Source organism: Chryseobacterium sp. OV279, from assembly GCF_900128945.1.
Classification (GTDB): Bacteria; Bacteroidota; Bacteroidia; order Flavobacteriales; family Weeksellaceae; genus Chryseobacterium.
Window position 1 is genome coordinate 15,413 of the sequence record NZ_FQUD01000004.1, and the last position, 20,488, is coordinate 35,900.

24 protein-coding genes are annotated in these 20,488 nt (G+C 37.4%); 20 read left to right on the forward strand and 4 right to left on the reverse strand.

Annotated features, from left to right (window positions below; translation table 11 throughout):
- Positions 1 to 5: 5 nt before the first annotated feature.
- The 5 genes from BUA72_RS17120 (at position 6) to msrA (ending at position 6,674) form a co-directional block, all read left to right on the forward strand.
- Positions 6 to 1,202: a PepSY-associated TM helix domain-containing protein gene (locus tag BUA72_RS17120; RefSeq protein ID WP_072924212.1), complete on the forward strand. Its 1,197-nt coding sequence runs from the start codon at positions 6 to 8 to the stop codon at positions 1,200 to 1,202.
- Complete coding sequence (locus BUA72_RS17125) at positions 1,202 to 3,319, forward strand: TonB-dependent receptor (protein WP_072925020.1); 2,118 nt, start codon at positions 1,202 to 1,204, stop codon at positions 3,317 to 3,319. Before BUA72_RS17120 ends, BUA72_RS17125 begins: the two co-directional genes overlap by 1 nt.
- Positions 3,320 to 3,370: 51 nt before the next feature.
- Entirely contained in the window at positions 3,371 to 4,582 is a 1,212-nt protein-coding gene (locus tag BUA72_RS17130; RefSeq protein ID WP_072924214.1) for a PepSY-associated TM helix domain-containing protein, read from the forward strand.
- Between the two features lie 84 nt (positions 4,583 to 4,666).
- Positions 4,667 to 5,635 (forward strand): ROK family protein, encoded by a 969-nt coding sequence (locus BUA72_RS17135; RefSeq protein ID WP_034724626.1) that lies wholly within the window; start codon positions 4,667 to 4,669, stop codon positions 5,633 to 5,635.
- A gap of 484 nt (positions 5,636 to 6,119) precedes the next feature.
- Complete coding sequence (gene msrA / locus BUA72_RS17140; RefSeq protein ID WP_072924216.1) at positions 6,120 to 6,674, forward strand: peptide-methionine (S)-S-oxide reductase MsrA; 555 nt, start codon at positions 6,120 to 6,122, stop codon at positions 6,672 to 6,674.
- A gap of 69 nt (positions 6,675 to 6,743) precedes the next feature.
- On the opposite strand, the gene BUA72_RS17145 is transcribed toward msrA, so the two are convergent.
- Positions 6,744 to 7,532 carry a hypothetical protein gene (locus tag BUA72_RS17145; RefSeq protein ID WP_072924217.1) on the reverse strand — a complete coding sequence of 263 codons (789 nt, stop codon included), beginning with the start codon at positions 7,530 to 7,532 and terminating at the stop codon, positions 6,744 to 6,746.
- Between the two features lie 363 nt (positions 7,533 to 7,895).
- Here BUA72_RS17145 and BUA72_RS17150 point away from each other — a divergent pair, with 363 nt between their 5' ends.
- From BUA72_RS17150 to BUA72_RS17210, 13 genes are all read left to right on the forward strand, one after another.
- Positions 7,896 to 8,105, forward strand: coding sequence for a hypothetical protein (locus BUA72_RS17150; protein ID WP_139259639.1), 210 nt, complete (start codon positions 7,896 to 7,898; stop codon positions 8,103 to 8,105).
- Between the two features lie 64 nt (positions 8,106 to 8,169).
- The gene (locus BUA72_RS17155) at positions 8,170 to 9,807 is read left to right on the forward strand and encodes a tetratricopeptide repeat-containing sensor histidine kinase (RefSeq protein ID WP_083544242.1); all 1,638 of its coding nucleotides are present in this window, start codon (positions 8,170 to 8,172) and stop codon (positions 9,805 to 9,807) included.
- A gap of 15 nt (positions 9,808 to 9,822) precedes the next feature.
- Entirely contained in the window at positions 9,823 to 10,488 is a 666-nt protein-coding gene (locus BUA72_RS17160) for a response regulator (protein ID WP_072924221.1), read from the forward strand.
- A 210-nt stretch (positions 10,489 to 10,698) separates the two neighbouring features.
- Positions 10,699 to 10,905 (forward strand): hypothetical protein, encoded by a 207-nt coding sequence (locus BUA72_RS17165; protein WP_072924222.1) that lies wholly within the window; start codon positions 10,699 to 10,701, stop codon positions 10,903 to 10,905.
- A gap of 9 nt (positions 10,906 to 10,914) precedes the next feature.
- Entirely contained in the window at positions 10,915 to 11,247 is a 333-nt protein-coding gene (locus BUA72_RS17170) for a YegP family protein (RefSeq protein WP_072925023.1), read from the forward strand.
- A gap of 10 nt (positions 11,248 to 11,257) precedes the next feature.
- Positions 11,258 to 12,328, forward strand: coding sequence for a type I restriction endonuclease (locus BUA72_RS17175; RefSeq protein WP_072924224.1), 1,071 nt, complete (start codon positions 11,258 to 11,260; stop codon positions 12,326 to 12,328).
- 83 nt (positions 12,329 to 12,411) lie between these two features.
- The gene (locus tag BUA72_RS17180; protein ID WP_072924226.1) at positions 12,412 to 12,918 is read left to right on the forward strand and encodes an SH3 domain-containing protein; all 507 of its coding nucleotides are present in this window, start codon (positions 12,412 to 12,414) and stop codon (positions 12,916 to 12,918) included.
- A 17-nt stretch (positions 12,919 to 12,935) separates the two neighbouring features.
- Positions 12,936 to 13,559, forward strand: a complete 624-nt coding sequence (locus BUA72_RS17185; protein ID WP_072924227.1) for a PH domain-containing protein — start codon at positions 12,936 to 12,938, stop codon at positions 13,557 to 13,559.
- 4 nt (positions 13,560 to 13,563) lie between these two features.
- Positions 13,564 to 13,779, forward strand: a complete 216-nt coding sequence (locus tag BUA72_RS17190; protein WP_072925025.1) for a TM2 domain-containing protein — start codon at positions 13,564 to 13,566, stop codon at positions 13,777 to 13,779.
- 11 nt (positions 13,780 to 13,790) lie between these two features.
- Entirely contained in the window at positions 13,791 to 14,222 is a 432-nt protein-coding gene (locus tag BUA72_RS17195; RefSeq protein ID WP_072924229.1) for a DUF6804 family protein, read from the forward strand.
- On the forward strand, positions 14,200 to 14,607 hold the full coding sequence (locus BUA72_RS17200; RefSeq protein ID WP_072924230.1) for a hypothetical protein: 408 nt from the start codon (positions 14,200 to 14,202) through the stop codon (positions 14,605 to 14,607). Before BUA72_RS17195 ends, BUA72_RS17200 begins: the two co-directional genes overlap by 23 nt.
- Before the next feature lie 6 nt (positions 14,608 to 14,613).
- Complete coding sequence (locus tag BUA72_RS17205; RefSeq protein WP_072924232.1) at positions 14,614 to 15,951, forward strand: coiled-coil domain-containing protein; 1,338 nt, start codon at positions 14,614 to 14,616, stop codon at positions 15,949 to 15,951.
- Positions 15,952 to 15,962: 11 nt separating this feature from the next.
- The gene (locus BUA72_RS17210; protein WP_072924233.1) at positions 15,963 to 16,838 is read left to right on the forward strand and encodes a hypothetical protein; all 876 of its coding nucleotides are present in this window, start codon (positions 15,963 to 15,965) and stop codon (positions 16,836 to 16,838) included.
- A gap of 55 nt (positions 16,839 to 16,893) precedes the next feature.
- On the opposite strand, the gene BUA72_RS17215 is transcribed toward BUA72_RS17210, so the two are convergent.
- The 3 genes from BUA72_RS17215 to BUA72_RS17225 all read right to left on the reverse strand — a co-directional run bounded on the left by BUA72_RS17215 (position 16,894) and on the right by BUA72_RS17225 (position 18,789).
- The gene (locus BUA72_RS17215; protein WP_047456499.1) at positions 16,894 to 17,343 is read right to left on the reverse strand and encodes a GNAT family N-acetyltransferase; all 450 of its coding nucleotides are present in this window, start codon (positions 17,341 to 17,343) and stop codon (positions 16,894 to 16,896) included.
- Positions 17,336 to 17,962, reverse strand: coding sequence for a ribosome biogenesis GTP-binding protein YihA/YsxC (yihA, locus tag BUA72_RS17220; RefSeq protein ID WP_072925026.1), 627 nt, complete (start codon positions 17,960 to 17,962; stop codon positions 17,336 to 17,338). The genes BUA72_RS17215 and yihA overlap by 8 nt, the downstream gene beginning before the upstream one ends.
- 65 nt (positions 17,963 to 18,027) lie before the next feature.
- Positions 18,028 to 18,789, reverse strand: coding sequence for an alpha/beta fold hydrolase (locus BUA72_RS17225; RefSeq protein WP_047456501.1), 762 nt, complete (start codon positions 18,787 to 18,789; stop codon positions 18,028 to 18,030).
- 272 nt (positions 18,790 to 19,061) lie between these two features.
- Here BUA72_RS17225 and mraZ point away from each other — a divergent pair, with 272 nt between their 5' ends.
- Both mraZ and rsmH read left to right on the forward strand, forming a co-directional pair.
- Positions 19,062 to 19,520: a division/cell wall cluster transcriptional repressor MraZ gene (gene mraZ / locus BUA72_RS17230; protein ID WP_034724617.1), complete on the forward strand. Its 459-nt coding sequence runs from the start codon at positions 19,062 to 19,064 to the stop codon at positions 19,518 to 19,520.
- A gap of 43 nt (positions 19,521 to 19,563) precedes the next feature.
- A complete protein-coding gene (rsmH, locus tag BUA72_RS17235; protein ID WP_034724616.1) occupies positions 19,564 to 20,457 on the forward strand; it encodes a 16S rRNA (cytosine(1402)-N(4))-methyltransferase RsmH in 894 nt (297 codons plus the stop codon).
- The last annotated feature ends 31 nt before the right edge of the window (positions 20,458 to 20,488 follow it).

The window sequence follows — 20,488 nt, forward strand, 5'->3', positions numbered from 1 at the left end:
TTGCTATGAAGAAAAAGCACCCCCATAAAAAGAAAGTTTCTTTTACAAAAAAATGGTCTGCCAAACTGCATTTGTGGTTTGGTTTGTCCGTTGGTATCATTGTTTTCATTGTTTCGCTTACCGGAACGCTGTATGTTTTTAAAGACGAGATACAGAACAGCCTGCGAAAAGAAGACATGTATGTGAAGGAAACCACAGTGTCTCCCATTTCTATAGCCATCCTGAAGGAAAAAGTCAGTCTGGAACTCAATGAAAAGTTTCCGGTGAATGCCGTGGAAATTTCTTTGGACAAAAATAAATCTTACCGTTTTTCTTACTATGAAAAAAATAAAAAAGGCTGGAATTATTTTGAGGAAGTTAAAATCAATAAGCTGGTCTATGTAGATCAGTACACCGGAAAAATACTGGCTGTTTACGATGAAAAATACAACTTTTTCAACATTCTGAAATACATCCACTGGAGCCTTCTTCTGAATTCCGAATGGGGAAAATACGTCGTAGGAATTCCTACCGTGCTGTTTATCTTCATGCTTATCACCGGAATTGTATTATGGTGGCCCAAAAATAAAAAAGCAAGAAAAGGCCGTTTCTGGTTCAGCTGGGAAAATGTAAAAACCTGGAAACGTAAAAACTACGATCTCCATAATGTATTGGGTTTCTATGCTTCATTTTTCGCATTACTGATGAGCATTACAGGAATCTATTTTGCGTATCCGTATGTGAAAAACACGTTCAATCTTGCCCTGTCAGGATCATTGGAACAGCCGAAAGAAAAAGAAATTAAATCTCCTGATTCTCTGATGGCTAAAAACCCTTCGGTCTATGATCTTACGGCTCAGGAAACGAGAAAACGCTATGCCCATTCTTCCAGTTTCAGAATTCCACTGAACGGAAAAAATAAGAAAGGAAAGGAATTGAAAAACATCCCGGTGACCATATACGGAGAAGAGGGACGTTTCAGCGAAAGAAATTCATTGGTGTTTGACAAATATTCAGGAAAACTGCTGGCGGAAAAACCTCATCAGAAACTGAACAACGCGGAGAAATATGCCAATGCCAATTACGACATCCACACAGGATCCTATTTTGGGCTGTTTGGAAAAATCTTATGGTTCATTACAGGGCTCATCTGTACTTCACTTCCTGTCACAGGGTTTCTGGTATGGTGGGGAAAACAAAAAAAACAAGGAAAGAAAATATAATGAAAAAAGCGCTCTTATCAGCCGCATGCTTAGGCTCGGCAACTGTTTTTGCACAGGTTAAAGACAGTGTCCAGACCAACAGCGTGGATGAAGTCGTGATGACTGCTTCCAGAAAAAAAGAAAGTATCAAAGAAATACCTAGCTCAGTAACCATCGTTGCCGAAAAGCAGATCCAGTCTCAGCTGACCGTTAATTCAGACATCACCAGTATTCTTCAGTATACCGTTCCCAGTTTAGGAACCAACTCCGGGCAGACTTCCAACACAGGACAGACTTTAAGAGGTCGCCAGGTTCTTGTCCTTATCGACGGAATTCCCCAGTCCACGCCACTCAGAAACGGAGCAAGAGACATCAGGTCTATTGATCCTTCAGTGATTGAAAGAATCGAAGTCATCAAAGGAGCTTCATCCATCTACGGAAACGGTGCCGATGGTGGAATTATCAACTATATCACCAGAAGAAGCAAGTCCGATAAAAACATTTCAGGATTGAGCCAGATAGGCTTTACAGGACAGGCTTATGGCGGAACTTTAGGAGTAAGAGCGAGCCAGCTATTATCCGGAAAGGTGAATAAATTCGACTATGTTTTCTCTCTTGCCTATGAAAAAACAGGCTACATGAAGGATGCAGACGGAGTAAGCCTTTCCCCGACCTACAGCACCGCAAAGATGAACAACTACAACGGAATGCTTAAAATCGGATATGATATCAACAAAGATCAAAGGATTGAAGCTTCCTACATCGGATATTCCTCCAGATCTGACCTCAGCTTAGGACTGGTAACCGGGAAATATGGCATTAAACCAACCATTGGGGAAGGCGTAGGAAAAAATCTTGAAACGACTCCTCAGGGAACTCCTAAAAACCATAATTTCAGGATCAATTACGATAACCAAAATCTATTTTGGGGAACCACTTCACTGAATTTCAATGCCTATATGCAGGATTTTAAAACAGTGTATGGATACAGTGACACATTCTTCGGAGGTGGACAGTCCAATGTGATCTCTAAAAAATACGGAGCCAGAATTAACTTTGACACCAAACTTTGGACCGCTCAGAATTCACAGGCCGAAATCATGTACGGAATGGATATCCTGAATGACCAGACGGTCCAGAAGCTGGAAGACGGCCGCTACTGGACACCGGACATGAACATGACCAACCTCGCTCCTTTCTTATTGGTTAAAGTTGATTTATTAAAGAAACTGACCATCAAAGGAGGTCTTCGCTACGAAAACATGAGCGTGAAGGCAGGTGACTTTAATACCCTTTCTTCTATTAAAAGTGACGGAACCTTTACCACAAGTATTTTCGTAAACGGAGGAAAGCTAAAATACAATGCATTGGTAGCCAATTTAGGGGTACGCTACAACGTTGAACCTTTCCTAAACCTGTTCGGAAGTTTTTCACAGTCCTACTCGATCAACGAGCTTGGAAGAATTCTGAGAACATCTACTCAGGGAACCATTCAAAATCTTGAAACAAAACCAATCATCGTGAATAACTATGAATTTGGTGCTACGGGACAGATTTCTAAATGGGTCAACTACGAGATCACCTCTTATGTAAGTACTTCAAAACTGGGTGCTTCATTTGTACAGAGCCCGGACAGAGCATTAACCATTCAGAGATCACCGGAAATTGTTTACGGGGTTGAAGGATTTCTTCATTTCACACCGACCAGATGGGTTAATTTTGGAGGAAGCTACAGCTGGATGGAAGGAATTACTTCTGTAAAAGATGATGGAGATTATTCAGCTAAGATCAACAACAGCAGAATTTCTGCGCCTAAAGTTCTGGCCTATGTTCAGTTCAGACCTATTCCGACATTATCTCTTGGTCTTGATATGCTGCATGCCTTTGAACAGGACAGATTCCAGCCTAATGCAAAAACAGGACTGTATGTATACGGAGAAGGTTATGTTCCTGATTATACTGTTTTCAACTTTAAAGCAAGCTACGAAGTCAATAGAAACTGGAAAGTCTCTTTAGGGCTAGAAAACGTATTCAACAAAATGTACCAGCCGGCGATTGCATGGTGGTCTGCCCGTGACAGCGAGTTCGTGAATTCATTGGGAGCGAGAGGTACCGCAATGATTGAGTATAAATTTTAATTAAACTAAATAAAAAGTAAAACTTATCTTTGTGCTACTTTGAATTGAGATATGAAGAAAAAACATCATCATAAAAATAAGCCGGGTTTCTTTAAAAAATGGTCTGCCAAACTGCATTTGTGGTTTGGTCTGGGGATTGGGTTTCTGATCTTTATCATTTCTATTACAGGAGCGCTGTACGTTTTTAAAGACGAAATAGAAAACCTGACCAGAAAGGATGTGATCTTTCACAATGAACAGAATATAGATCAGAAAAAGGTTCTTCCCATCCGACTGATGGAAAAGGCCGTTGTGGAGCAGGTAAAAGAAAAATATCCGGTCCATTGGGTTAATATTCCTATCGACAAAAAGAGATCCTATGTATTTTACTGGTACGAGCATAATACGAAAGCCTGGAATTATTTTGAAGAACTTCCTGTCTATAAGGCGGCTTATGTAAACCCTTATAACGGAAAAGTACTTAGAGTTTATGATGAAAAGAACGGTTTTTTCAATATCGTAAAAATGATCCATTGGAGCTTCCTGTTGAAGCAGGACTGGGGACCTTATGTAGTAGGGATCCCGGTGATCATCTTCCTAATTATGCTTATTACAGGAATTGTACTTTGGTGGCCTAAAAACAAGGCAGCAAGAAAACAGCGTTTCTCATTCAAATGGAAAAATATCAAAAGCTGGAAACGAAAGAATTATGACCTTCACAATATCTTAGGCTTTTATTCATCCATCTTTGCTTTAGTCTTCACCATCACAGGATTGTTTTATGCTTACTTCGTGGTGCAGGCGATGATTTACGTGATCTTCTCTGGTGGAGAAACGAAATATCCGGATTTCTCCCACATTAAAACCAAAGCTCCGATAGAATTAAGAACAGAAGGAACACTGGATAAAGTTATCAATACCGTTATTCTGAAATACCCGAATGCATTCGGCTTTGCGATTGATCTTGGCCATGAGCATATGGATGACCACGAGCACCCAAACTTTGAAGTCTATGTAAAGCATCTGTCTTATTCTTACCATAAAAGCAGCAGTCTGATCTTTGATGAAAACTCAGGAGAGCTTCTTCACACGCATGATCCAAAGGACAAAAATTTCGGGGAGAAAGCAGTAAACGCCAACTACGACATCCACGTTGGAGCCATTTTAGGACTCCCTACAAAGATCATCGCATTTGTTGTCAGTCTGATCTGTGCATCACTGCCTGTGACAGGATTCATGATTTGGTGGGGAAGAAGAAAAAAGAAACCGGTAAAAACAGCGTAAAAGTTTTTTAAATAAAAGTTTTGTTAATAATCCATTAATACAATCTTTTTTATAATTTTAACCCTTTAGAATTTATAAATAGAAATGTCATTAATAGATTTATCAAAACAGGTTGCTCTCGGAATTGATATCGGCGGAACCAATACAAAATTCGGAGTGGTGAACCACCGCGGTGAAGTTCTGGAAAAAGGAAATCTGAGAACTGATGAATACGAGCAGGTAGAAGACTTTATCGATGCTTTATACGAACAGGTAAAACCCCTGATCGATAAATACGGTACAGAAAAAAACTTTGACGGTATCGGGGTAGGTGCTCCGAATGCCAACTATTATAAAGGAACCATAGAACAGGCACCCAATTTACCCTGGAAGGGACTCGTTCCTTTCAGCGACCTGATGAAGGCCAAATTCGATCTTCCGTGTACCATCACCAATGATGCCAATGCGGCAGCCCTTGGAGAAATGCTTTTCGGAGCAGCACGCGGAATGAAAGACTTCATCATGATCACTTTGGGAACCGGTGTAGGCAGTGGAATTATTTCCAACGGAAGTCTGATTTACGGACATGACGGTTTTGCCGGAGAATTGGGTCACACCATTGTAAAACCGGGTGGAAGAAAGCACTGGAGTACAGGATCTGAAGGAAGTCTGGAAGCGTATGCATCCGCAACAGGAATTGCCATCACCGCTAAAAAGATGAGAGCAGAGTTTCCTGAATCTATGCTGAACCAGTATCCTGAAGAAACCATCAACTCAAAAACGGTACATGAGTGTGCATTGAAAGGCGATCTTATCGCTATTGAGGTATTCAGATATACAGGACAGAAGCTGGGTGAGGCATTAGCTAATTTCGTGATGTTCTCTTCCCCTGAGGCTATTCTTTTATTTGGAGGCGTAATAAAGGCCGGAGATTTTATTTTAAAGCCCGCCAAACTTCACATGGAGAGAAACCTTCTTCCAATCTTTAGAAATAAAGTAAAATTGGTTTTCAGTGAACTGGATGAAGCCGATGCTGCCATTCTTGGAGCAAGTGCTTTGGTTTGGGAAAAATAACTGAAAAACGACATTAAAATAATAATGAAAGCATCCTTTGGGGTGCTTTTTTTGTTTGGAGTAAGTTGTTATTTTCTAATCAAGTACCTAATCCACGGATTTTATTGTTGGTTCTCGCAAAGGCGCAAAGTATTTTCCTGATTCGAATGCTTTAAGGCGCAAGGATTTTATCTCCTATAAAATTGTATCCCGCTGTCATTGCGAGGAGCGCAGCGACGAAGCAATCTCATCATCATTTTACTGAAAACTTTCGACTTTCCTGCGTCTTAAAAACGCTCTTAACATTCAGCATTGCGTCATTGCGTTGATCCAACTTATCCGGTTAAATATTTCTCAGCAATTAAAAAACTGCGTATCAATTCTGTTTTAAATCATCGCATTTCTCACCCAAAATGAAAAACTTTTTCATACTTTTGATTGGTTTTTTACTGATTTTATGCCATCGCTGAAAAGGAAAAACCACAAATAAAATAATCAACAGACAATGAATAACAATAATTTAGAACAGATCACTTTCGGAGGCGGATGCTTCTGGTGTGTGGAAAGCTGTTTCAATATGCTTAAAGGCGTTCATTCTGCCATCTCGGGATATTCGGGTGGCCACAAAGACAATCCTACTTATGAAGAAGTATGTACAGGCGAAACCGGACATGCGGAAGTGGTACAGATTACGTTTGATCCCAATATCATTTCTTATGCACAGCTGATGGATGTATTCTTCTTCCTTCACGATCCTACCCAACTGAACCGACAGGGCAATGACATCGGAACCCAATACCGTTCTGTCATTTATTACAAAGACGAAGCTGAAAAGGCTAAAGCTGAAGAGGCCCTAAAAAAATCTGAAGCATCAGGAAAATGGCCTGGAACCTACGTCACAGAAGTTACCGCGTTTGAGAAGTTCTGGCCGGCAGAACAGTATCATCAGGGATATTATAACGTCAATCCAAACCAACCTTACTGCAGCGCAGTTGTAGGCCCAAAGATCCAGAAGTTTAAAAAACATTATGGAGAGTTGGGAATGCTGAACGAAGACTAAATAACAAAGCGAATATCAAATAGGTATTCGCTTTTTTTCTGTAAAAAATCAGATTTGTTCTTTATTGAATTAGTTTGGCTTGCCAGCGTATTTGTCAAGAATATGGGGTGTTGATGATTTCAATTCTCTTCCGGTGTCCGGGTCTTTTCCATCCATTGTAAAAAACTCTACTTCTCCATTAAATTTGGAATACCATGTTACTCCCATACCATTACCCACAGTCAATGTATCTTTTCTAGTAATTTTTTTGAAATGCTTTAATCTGACACTATCCACAGGAACAAGGTTTCGATGTGGGTTTTTGTCTGTACACTCTATAGGTTTATATTCAGTCTTATCCCAATACATACATTCTCTTGGGGTTTCTGGGCTCATAAGAAGAGAAAGCATCGAGTTTTCACGTACTTTTCTTTTATCTCCCGAAAAAACAATCCCTCCTGTTATTAGCAATGCAATAAAAATAAATCCAAATACTCCCAAACCATTTTGTTTCATAAACTCAGGCATCGTAAAGATCGGTTTATTGGTAATGTTTATCACTATTTTAGAAAGTGTCTGGCTTACCGTATACTCTATAGTCTTCCAATCTAAACAATAGTCTCTGAAGCTGTCATATCCAACATAACAACTTAAGTCATTTAGAATCGTCAGTTTGATATTATAATCCTCATCTTTTTCCACAATCGTTTTATAATATGTTTCAAAAGTTTTATAACTGAGAAATATTTTAAAATCATCTAACAAATCTTTTTCCAAAGATTTTAATATTCCGCTGAATGATGTTTCGGGTGTGGCGTTAGACGCCTTCTCATAGACATCTTCCAACAATTTTCTTTTTTGGGGTAAAAATTTTGACATACTAAATAAATTAGGTCGAAAATACTCTGTCTGACACTAAAAACATTACGGTTTTCCGTACAAAACTTTCCAAAAACTTTCCAAAAACTTTCTAACCCCTACTTTCCCTTTCGCCGTTACTTTGCCATAGAAATCAGTGAGAAACAAAACATTACAAAAAACAAAAATACGAAACTGATTTCAAAACTCACCAGATAAAACGGAGGAAAACTCCGGGTTGGGAAGCAGATGTTTCTCCTCCGTTTTTGAAGGTTCACTTCCCAAAAAAATTAGAAGCGCTTCGAAATTTTAAACGTGTACTGCTCGTGGTCAAAAACCACGAGAGGAAGAAAAACAGTCTAAAAACTTCAAAATTTTAAGGAAATGATTCAGTTCATATTAATGCTATTAGGTTTAGCATTTTCAAATAATAACGCCAATACGGCAGCTTGTACAACGAACCAGCCTAATCCGGTCACAATGCAGACGAGTTCTGATGGAGAAGGTTTAAATCCGGGAGACGGAAATGGAAACGGAGGAGGACCAATTAGTGGCAATACAGGGCAAACACCACCACCTGTCAGTCATCCATAATTAAAAAAAGAGCAGATTGCATAAATCTGCTCTTTTTATTACTTTGCAGGATAAAACCAATTCCATGCAAAAGATATTTCCTCGTATATTCATCTTGCTATTATTATTTTCATGTAAGGAAAAAAAAATAAGTGGAGATAATTCATTTTATATAGAAGCAAGAAATTTTAGAAATACAAATGTTACAGATTCAGCATTCTATTATTATAATTTAGCGAAAAGTGAATATTTAAAGGACCACGATTCAATAGGAGCCGCAAAATCACTTGTTAATATGGCAATATTACAAACTAAAAAAGGTGATTTTTATGGTGGTATTGAAACATCATTGGAGGCCAATAACCTATTAAAAAATGAGAGAGATAGTACCGTCAGAAGCACTCTTGCATCAAATTTTAATAACATGGCTATTTCGTCTTCATTTCTGCAAAACTATGATGAATCAGCAAAATTTTATATTCAAGCGTTGAAGTATGCAAATATTGGTGAAAATAAATTTATTTATTATAATAACATTGGTGATGTATTAATCCTCCAAGGAAACAATAAACTGGCTCAAAAATATCTAAATACTGCAATCTTAGCAAAAGATAGCATTAATTATTCAAGAGCATTAAACAATTTAGCAAAAGCCAAATTTTTAGAAGATAAAAATTATAATCCCTTACCTGAGCTATATAAGGCATTAGAAATAAGATCCAAATTAAAAGAAACTATAGAACAAAACTCCAGTTTTGCAACTATATCAGATTATTTTGCAGATAAAAATCGAGAAAAATCATTACTTTTTGCAAATTATTTATTAACAACGGCTGAGAAAATTAAAAGCCCTGACGACCAAGCCCAAGCACTGAAAAGGATAATTCATTTAGATCCTAAAAATTATTTAAAAAACTTCAAAAGATTTAATGCTATTAATGACAGTATACAAACTGCAAGAAGTAAAGCGAAAAACCAATTCGCCATTATAAGGTTTGATGTTGAAAAAATAAAGGCAAAAAACGCAGAAAATAAAGTGGACCTTTTAAAAAGAAATATAGGTTTAGGCACTTTATCAGTTCTTCTAATAGGAGGCTTCTTTCTATACAAGAGAAGAAAAAAAAGACTCAAACAAGAAAATGAGCTTAAGATTAAAGAAAACCAACTCAAAATCTCTAAAAAAGTCCACGACGTCGTAGCCAACGGTATTTACCAAGTAATGACCAAAATAGAAAACCAGGAAGACTTTGATAAGGAAAATGCCCTTGATGAACTGGAATTTGTTTACGAGAAATCGAGAGATATTTCCTACGAAAAACCTGATCATGAAAACGACAGCAAAGATTTTCATGAGAAAATATCAAGCCTCATTGCCTCTTTTAAAAACGAAAATACACAAACCTATACGGTAGGGAATGATACTGAAATCTGGGCTGGTATTTCCCAATCTTCTTTCGATGAGGTCTATCAAGTCCTACGGGAACTGCTGGTGAATATGAAAAAACACAGTCAGGCTTCACGTGTTGTCTTTAAATTTGAAAGAATTGATAAGACAGTCAAAATACAGTATACAGACAATGGTATCGGGGTTCCGGGAGAAATGATTTATAAAAATGGCCTCACTAGTACGGATTCCCGTATTGCGGAAATAAATGGAGCGATTATTTTTGACAATAAATCTGAACAGGGGCTGAAAATTAATATCTCATTTCCTGTTTCCTAAAAAAGACCTAAACGAATGTTCAAAAAAATTTTAATAGCCGAAGACCACGAAAGCATCAGTATTTCTATCCAGAAAACATTGGAAGAGCTCAACATTCCAAAAGTTGATTATGTATACTATTGTGATGATGCATTAGCCAAAGTTCAAAAAGCCATCCGTGAGGATGCCCCTTATGACCTTCTGATCACAGATCTTTACTATGAAGAAGATCATCGTGAACAAAAACTTAAAGACGGAAGAGATCTGATACAGAAGGTAAAAGAATTGCAGCCATCCTTAAAAGTAATTGTTTTTTCTGCAGAACATAAAACCGGAATTATTGATTCACTGTTTAATGAGTTCAAAATCAACGGCTATGTCCGTAAGGCCAGAAACGATTCCAAAGAATTGAAAAAATCCATTGCCTCTGTTTTCATTGATGAAAATTATTTATCCTTTGATTTGAAACAGGAAGTCAAAAAACTGAACAGTTACGAGTTTTCTGCTTATGATATCGCTTTGGTATCTCTCCTGTCAAAAGGAATTTTGCAGAAAAATATTCCTCTGCATCTCCAAGAAAAAGATATTAAACCTTACAGCTTAAGCAGTGTAGAAAAAAAGCTGAACAGCCTGAAGGAAGATCTTGAGGTTTCCAGTAATGAGCACCTTGTTGCTTTCTGCAAAGACCTCGGAATTATTTAATCATGTTTTGAGGAAGTACATAATATTCGGGATACGGGTTTCACAGTTTGAACTATGAACTACCTACATCCAATAACTTATCACTTAAAACCCATAACTCTATCAACCTTTCAAAAATTTTGAAAGGTTTTTTGTTTTACGGATTCCCGTAAGGATTGGTTTTTTAATCGTTCTACTTTTGAAGTGTTAAAAACATTTAAAATAAATAATATGAAAAAGTATTACGTAAACAAAAGAGCGCAAAGCAACGGAGATCATGAAGTTCATCATGAAGACTGCAGATACCTCCCGGATCCTGCCAACAGGAAATACCTGGGCGAATATTCTTCGTGTAAGGATGCAGTAAAAGAATCCAAGAAAACAGACACTCAATCAAATGGGTGTAAAACATGTTCAAACGAATGTCACACTAGCTAAATAATGATTATGGAAAAATTTGTCATCACAAAAAGAGTCAACAATGAGTTTCAGTTCAATCTGAAAGCCGAAAACGGCGAAATTATTTTAACCAGCGAAGGCTACGTTCAGAAAGCATCCTGTCTAAAAGGCATTGACTCTGTGAGGATCAATTCTCAGGAGGACTCAAGATACGACAGAAGAATTGCTAAGAATGAGAAAGATTATTTTGTACTCAAAGCAAGAAATGGGGAAATCATTGGTAAAAGCCAGTATTACAGCTCCAAATCCTCAATGGAAGTTGGAATTTCTTCTGTGAAAAAAAATGCTCCTACGGCTGATATAGTTGACGAAACGCTTTAAAAACAAAACTATGGATCTCAAAATTAAACTTGAACAGTTACACCAGAAAGTAGTCGGCCTAAAAGAACAGATCAGTACGGAAGAAGCTACAAAAAATGCTTTTGTAATGCCTTTTATACAGATTTTAGGATACGATATATTCAATCCGACTGAAGTGATCCCGGAACACATCTGCGACATCGGAACAAAAAAGGGTGAGAAAGTAGATTATGTCATCAAACACAATGACCAGCCTATTTTTATTATAGAATGTAAGCATTGGAAAGAAAATGCAGACGCACATAATTCTCAGCTTCACCGGTATTATCATGTTTCAAAAACACGGTTTGGTGTGCTTACCAATGGAATCGTCTATAATTTCTATACTGATCTGGAAAAACCCAATATTATGGACGAAAAACCTTTTTTCACCATTAATATTGAAGATTTAAAAGACAGTTCAATCAAAATTCTTGAAAGTTTTACCAAAAAAGATTACAACCTTGAAAGTATTTTAGACTCTGCCGAAGCCTTAAAATACATCAAAGCAATCAGAAAGGAGTTTGAAAAAGAGATTGAAACCCCATCTGATGAACTCGTTAAATTATTAGTCGGCCGATTCTTTGAAAAGCCAATGACCGCCAACAGAATGGTTTCTTTTAAGGAATATACCAAAAAGGCATTGACCACTTCCATCAATGAATCCATCAGTTTTAGGCTTAAATCTGCATTAAGCATCAATGAGCAGATTGAAAAACAGGAGGAAGGAATGAAAATTCCTACATCCATCGATGAAAACAGTGATTCGAAGATTGTCACCACTGAGGAAGAACTGGAAGGATTTCAGATCGTAAAAGCGATTTTAAGAGAAAAAATACCTTCTGCAAGAATTGCCTACAGAGATACATTATCCTATTTCGGGATTTTACTGGATGATAACAACAGAAAACCCATCTGCAGATTACATTTTAATACGGCTAACAAATATCTGGAAACCTTTCATAACGGTAAAGAAGCAGGAGAAAAAATACTAATCAATAATCTGGATGAAATATACAATTTCAAGCAGGAACTTCATAAAACCTTAGAAAACTATAACTAACAAAACTAATACCCATGAAAGCTCTTTTTGATTTTTGTAACGATCTCTATTGAAACCCAATATATAATTTAATTTAAAATACCATGAAAACGTTCATTTCTATACTCATCCTATGTATCGGTACTTTTACAGCCGGGTCTTTCGGTCTTTCCGGTTCTGAAAGCTCATCTCATGGCGGGAGATGTACCGGTTCTGCCTCCTGCAGCGCCTGCTCCAATTGTTCGGGATGCGCCCATTGTTCTTCCGGCGGAAGCTGCGGCGTATGCAGTGGTGGTTCTTACGGGAAGAAATCATCCTCAAAGAAAAAGAAATCCAAAGCATCTTCGGATCCATATTACACTAAAAAAAGTAAATCGTATGGTTCCCCAAAAATCCGCATTGATGAAGTTAACATCAATACCAATAACCGGTATTTTGCTGGCGTTGCAGTTACCAATATCTATGAAAAACCTTTTCTAAAGTCTAAAGTTATAGAGGTCGTTCCAAAAAACACAGAATTAAAAAAGCTGTCCAAACAAAATTCCTGGTATAAAGTACAAGTGAAAAAAAGCGGAAAAGTGGGATATGTGTATGATAAAGATGTAAAATAACTTAAAAACAAAACATCATGAATTTAAAGAAATTTTTAAACGAAGAACAAGATCCAAAAGCGGTTGAAAAGCTTTTGGAGAGGATTAATGATCTAATAACATCACAGGAGTTTGTAGAATATATTGCAGTACAAAAGAAACCTGCTATGAATTTTTCTCCAGATTGTATAGCACTTACCAACAGAAGAATTATTTTCTGCCGGCCTAAAAACTTTGGACTATCTATGGATTTCCAGGATTACAATTGGGTAGATGTTGCAGACTGCCATATTAAAGAAGGAATTTTAGGGGCTACTTTTACAATGAAGACCGTAAGCAATTACAGCAATATGATGGATTATCTTCCAAAAGCCCAAGCCAGAAAACTTTACCAGTTTGCCCAGGAAATTGAGGAGAGAATGAGAGGCGTAAGAAGAGAAAAAGATCTGGAGGTCCGAAGAGCGTCAGCAGGTGGCGTCACTGTAAATAATGCCACTCCGATCATAGCACAACCTTTTCAAACCACACAGCCCTCCACAAATCTTATAGAGGCCGAAGACCCTTTTGCCGTCTTACAGAAACTGAAAGGATTAGTGGATAATGGAATTATTTCTATGGAAGAATTTGAAAGTAAAAAGAACGAAATATTATCAAGAGTTTAAAAATATGAAATCAAAATTTACCTCCGCAATACTTGCCTTCTTTTTAGGCGGACTCGGCATTCACAGATTTTATTTAGGTCAGAATAAATTGGGATTATTTTATTTATTATTCTGTTGGACATTTATTCCTGCATTCATTGCACTGATTGATTTTTTCATTTTAATTTTTATGTCTGAAGATCATTTTAATTACAAATATAATCTCAAGACCGGATTTTAAAACCTTATCCCATGAAACCTTTTCTTACCTTATGTGCGATCTGCTGTTTCATCGCTGTTTTCAGGCTTCCTATAGAATATTATACTATTTTGAGAATTCTCATCTCCATCGGAGCTCTGCTCGTTTTATATAATGCGCTACGTTTTAAACAATATTTGTTCAGTTTAATATTCTTTTTTATTCTCATTCTTTTCAACCCTGTTTTCCCTATTTATCTTTATAGAAAAAGTATATGGATTCCGCTTGATATCATCACGGGAATTCTATTTCTGTTGATTGCATTTGTTGAAAAACCGGAGCAGAAAAAGGAAGATGTTATAGAAAATACAGAAGAAACGGCGGCGCAACCTACTCAACCGAGATTCCATTCCAGGGATATTATTATTAATCCAAAAAAACCAAAAGAAAATGAATCCAATAATGGAAAATATTCAAATTACTGAAAATCTTAAGGCTCATTTTTTAAGGCTTTACCAAATGGCAATCTGTGACGATGATTTCAGTGCCCTGGAACTGAAAATGCTTTATAAATGCGCGGAAGAAAGAGGCATTTCTCCTAAAAATCTGGACGAGATCCTTTTAAATCCTATTAATTTTAAATCATTGGTTCCCAAGACCATTGAGGAAAAAGTAGATTATCTGTACGATCTTACAGTAATGATCTGGGCAGATGGGGTGGTTTCTCCGAACGAATATTCTGCAATGGAAAAGTATGTTCTGATGTTTGGATTTCTGGAAGAAAACGTAAAAGCGATTGTCGATTATTTGATAACCGCTGTAAAAACCGGAAAAAATAAAACAGATATTTTATATGAATTAAAAAATTAACTGATCATGACGACCAATATTAAAAACTTATTCAAATTAAAATCAATTCCTATTGAAACTCCGGAAGAGAAATCTCCAGAACCGGAACCTGATCCCCATGCAGAATCCCAGGAGGAAAACAGAAAACGCACATACCATGAATCCGGCTACAGAGACAGCGCCAGGAATAATGGAAATCACACAACGCTCTTCATTTGTCTCGATGCCGTGTACTCCAAGTTCCAGAATGAGGAAAAAGAAATGGTGGAAAAGCAACAAAAGCTTAAAGAAGCGTATGTCAATGAACAAAAAAACAGAGAGACAGAGATCAAAGCATTAACGGTCTCTTTGGAAACCAAAGAAGAGCAGCTGAAAAATAAAAATACCGAAATTGAAGATCATCAGGATAAAATTGAAACCTTAAAAGCGGAGATCAACGATTTACCCAGAAATCCGGAAAAATACAATGTAAAGGCTACGAAAGGCGCTTCCACAAAATTCTGGATCGGAGCGATTCTTCTGATTCCCATCAGTTTATATCTGCTTACATTTTATATCTCTACTTCCTATTCGGCATTTTTTAAAAGTTTTGATGCAAGAAGTACGGTTATTCAAAGTGTTTTAGACGCACAGGCTCTCAGCAAAGCCTGGAATGAAGGCCTGATAGAAGGCGCCTTCGTCACCCTGATTCCATTTGTCTTCTTGGGACTTGGCTTTTTGATCCATATGTTCAGTGAAAATAAAACCACGCTCAACTATATCAAACTGGGACTGCTATTCATCGTCACTTTCATCTTCGATGCTATTTTAGCCTACGAAATCGAGTCTAAATTATATGAACTGAACAAAACCTTCGACTCTCCCCCATTCGATCTTAAAATCGCTTTTATGAAAAACCAGTTTTGGGGAATTATTTTCGCCGGATTCATTGTGTACATTATCTGGGGATTGGTTTTCGACTTTGTCATGAAGGAGCACCGGGAAAAAGATAAAATTAAAAACGAGCAGGAAATCAGACAGAAAAATGTGCTGTTCCTACAGGATAAAATTAATGTTCTTAAAAAAGACATTGAAGATATCCTCAGCAATATAGGAAGCACCAAAGAGCTTGTCATAAAAACACGCGGTAGAATTGAAGAACTTCAGAATATCATTGACGGAGTGATCATTCCGACCAAAGATTACAAGCTTTATGCCTCAGAATATGTTCAGGGCTGGGTTACCTACATCGGTGAGAAAATAGCCGTTTCAAAAACGGAAAAACAAACAATGATTGACAGCTGTATTGACACCTACAGCACCAATCTGGAAGATGTAGGGGCCAACTCTGACAATCAAAATTTAGTTTATTTATCCGCATTATAAAATTACTTGCTATGAAAAAAATACTGTTCCTCCTACTCATTATATCTTTAGCTTCCTGTAACAAAATAGGTCATCCCACTCTTCCTCCAAAGGATTCCGTTGATCTAAACAATATCAATGTCAGCATTCTGATCGATCTATCCGACAGAATTGATCCCAAAACAAATCCCAATGCCACAATGGAGTATTACCAACGGGATACAGAATACATCAAAGCGATCGAAAAAGGATTTCTGAATCACATCAAAACAAAGAAAATCATTACATTCAATGATCAGATGCAGGTTTTCTTCAATCCGGAACCTTCTGATCCTAAAATCAATGACTTTACTAAGGAGCTTAAAGTTTCTTTTAATCAAAATACGAACAAAGCCTATATCAGCAACGTTGAAAGAAAATATGCTGAATTACCCGCAAACATCTACCAATCTGCCATTAAAGACGGAAAATTTGTAGGCTCTGATATCTGGGAGTTTTTTAAAAATAAGGTCAATGATTATTGTGTAAAAGAAGACCACAGAAATATCCTGTTTATTTTGACAGACGGATATATGTATCACGAAAATTCTAAGTTTTCAGAAAAGACAAAGACCTCTTATTTAACCTCAAAGCTTATTAAAGCAAACCACTTAACCACATCTGATTTCAAAACAAACATTGAGAAAAATAATTTTGGTTTTGTAAAAGCCAACGATAATTTAAGCAATTTGGAAATTATCGTACTCGGGATCAATCCGGAAAAAGGAAACCCATTTGAAGAAGCCGTCATCAAAGAATACTGGGAAAATTGGTTTAAAGAAATGAAAATTAAAAAATATCAGATAAAATCCGCGGATTTACCTTCCAACTTAGAGCCTATTATTTTAAAAACCATTACAGGCAAATAGTAAAAACACACTCCCCATACATCCACAAAAAAAGCGAAGATTTCTCTTCGCTTTTCTATTTTCTTATCATTTCCGTATGCGGAATATCGTCTTCCAGGTATTTCTTCCCGGTATCTACAAATCCGAATTCGGAATAAAATCTTAATAAATAATCCTGTGCTGAAATCTTAATCTCAGACGTATGGAAACGGTTTTCTATCGTTTCTACAGCATATCTGATTAATTGTCTTCCCAGGTTTTTACCCCTCGCCTGCTCTGTAGTAAGAACCCTTCCAAAAGAAGTTTCATCATACTTGATTCCTTTGTCAAAAACACGGCAGTACGCAAGGATCTGCCCGTCTTCTTCCGCCCAGATGTGAATTCCTTTCTGATCGTTATTATCCAGATCAGGGTATGGACAGTTCTGTTCGATCACAAAAACATCAATACGTGCTTTTAAGATGGCATACAGCTCAGGAACCGTAAACTCATCGAAGCTTTTAATTTTCCAGATTATATTACTCATCCTCAAAATTTACACTATTATTTTTCAGGAATTCATTCGTAGTCTGAATGAAGTTCAGAATTTCATCGCCGCCTGTTTTCTTTTCTGCAGAAGTCACATACAATTCAGGAAGATCATCCCATGTTTTATGCAGCTCATTTTTATAATTTTCTACATTTTGAATCGTAACATTCGGCTTCAGTTTATCTGCTTTTGTGAAAACAATGGAAAAAGGAATTCCACTTTCCCCGCACCACTGGATAAATTCAAGATCGATCTTTTGTGGCGTATGTCGGGAATCTACCAACACAAAAAGATTCACCAGATTTCTTCTGTTCAGGATGTAGTTGGTGATCAATTTTTCAAAATCCTTTCTGATCGATTTTGAAACCTTTGCATATCCATAACCCGGTAAATCTGTCAGATACCAGTTTCCATTCACTAAAAAATGATTGATCAGCTGAGTTTTCCCCGGAGTTCCGGAAGTCTTTGCCAAGTCCTTATGATTCATCATTGCATTGATCAATGAGGATTTCCCAACATTAGACCTTCCGATAAAAGCATACTCAGGCATCGTAGGTTCAGGACATTCCTGCCATTTCCCGCTACTTTTTACAAATTCTGCCGTTTTTATAACCATTTTTGAATATTTTTTAGAAAAACAAACCATTAAGAAAAGCTCTTAATGGTTTATTATTATTTGTTTTAAACTTTATCTTTTAACCAGTTGTAGAGAATTTCATTGAACTCGTCCGGTTTTTCCATCATCGCAGCATGTCCGCATTTCTCGATCCAGAAGAGATCTGAATTCGGGATAAACTTATGCATATCTTCAGCCACTTCAGGAGGAGTTACATTATCCTGTCTTCCCCAGATCAAACATGTGGGTGTCACAATCTTCGGAAGGTCATTCAGCATATTGTGTTTGATGGCGCTTCTGGCCAGCATTACCGTCTTTATCCCTTTCATTCTGTCGTTCACCACAGAGAAAACCTCGTCTACAAGATCTTCTGTAGCGATAGCCGGGTCATAAAAAACCTCTTCCGTCTTCTTCCTTATATAGGAACGGTCATTTTTTCTCGGGAAACTGTCCCCGAAAGTTCTTTCATACAATCCCGAACTCCCTGTTAAAACAAGATTATTTACCAGATCCGGTCTTGCCAAAGTCATAATAAGCCCCACATGACCACCCATAGAGTTTCCTACAATGGTGACAGGTTCGGAGATATGGCTCTCTATAAACTTGATAATATATTTTGCAAGGGTCGTAAGATTCGTATTGAGTACCGGCAGATCGTAGATAGGCAACTGAGGAACATATACCTTGAACCCCTTATCCGAAAAAAAATCTACCATCTTATCGAAATTACTCAAACCACCCATTAAACCGTGCAACAGCACCAATGGATGTCCTTCTCCCGCCTCTATAAAAGTATATTTCTTTTCTTTTTTTGTACTAAATATCATAAAATGCCTTAATAAAGCTCTGCAAAAATACAAATTAAACCTCAAAAAAATTTTGATTACCCTAATTTAAAGTAAAAATAATATAATATCCCCCTTTTTATTGACTTTTTTCAAAACCCCTTTACTATGGCCTGAATAATAGTTTTTACAACACCCAAAATATCAAAGACTTACCCCTATGAAATTGAATCTTTAATAAAACTTATTAACATTAAGTCAAAAAGTGGGAAAAAGTGGGAAATTTTGGAAATTATTATATAAATTTGTCCCAAATGAAAAGTTTCATTGGAACATATGAGTGTAAAATTGACGACAAAGGCCGGTTAAAAGTTCCCTCCTCCCTGATCAAACAGATGGAAAACTTCGACGATAAGGCGTTTGTAGTCAAGAGATCTGTGTTCCAACCTTGCCTGGAAGTTTATCCCATGAATGCGTGGGACCAACTGATGGGCAAAATTAATAAGCTAAACAGATTCATTAAAAAGAATGCTGATTTCATTCGAATGTTTACGGCAGGGGTAAAAACAGTAGAGCTGGACAATGCAGGAAGACTTCAGATCTCAAAAGATCTGGTGACTTTTGCAAATCTTCAGAAAGACACGGTGATTACCAGCGCAGGAGAGCTTTTTGAAATTTGGGATAAAGAAGCCTATGAAAAGGTGATCTCTACCAACGAAGCTGATTTTGCGAGCCTGGCCGAAGATGTGATGGGCGCTTTCGATGAAGAATAAACCGCGCTTGCTGTAAAAGGCAAGGTAAAAAACACAATTAAGTATGTACCACAACCCCGTTTTATTGAAGCAGAGCGTTGATGATTTGGTGACGAATCCTGACGGAATATACGTGGACTGCACTTTTGGAGGAGGAGGCCACTCAAGAGAAATTCTGAGCAGACTTTCAGAGAAGGGGAAACTTTTTAGTTTCGACCAGGATCTGGATGCCCTAAAAAATACGATCGATGATCCCAGATTTACGCTGGTGAATCAGAATTTCAGGTTTCTGGAAAATTCTATGCTGATGTATGGGATTTCTAACGTAGACGGCGTATTGGCCGATCTTGGTGTTTCATCCCATCAGTTTGATGAGGCAGAAAGAGGTTTCTCTACCAGAAACAATGCACCTCTGGATATGAGAATGAACGTCATGCAGAGTCTTGATGCCAAGAGAGTGATCAATGAATATGAAGAAACCGAACTTGCCGATATCTTTTACCACTACGGAGAACTGAGAGAAGCAAGAAAACTGGCAAGAGACATCGTTCATCACAGAAAAACAAAGACCATCACCACCACTGAGGATTTGAAAAAGCTTTTCAGCTACCTTCCGCCTCATAAGGTGAATAAATTCTATGCTCAGCTTTTCCAGGCGATAAGAATAGAAGTCAACCAGGAGTTGGAAGCATTAAAAGAAATGCTTGTTCAGGCACTGAATGTCTTAAGGCCGGAAGGAAGACTTGTTGTCATCTCTTACCATTCACTGGAAGACCGTCTGGTAAAAAGGTTCCTGAAAAACGGAATGTTTGAAGGCGAGCAGCAGAGAGATATCTACGGGAATTATAAAAAGGTCTTTGAATTGCTTAAGAGTAAAGCGATCATCCCGGATGATAAAGAGATTGAGGAAAACTCAAGAGCACGAAGTGCAAAAATGAGAACAGGAATTAAAGTGTAAAAGTGAATGGTGACAAGCAAAGCGAATTCAC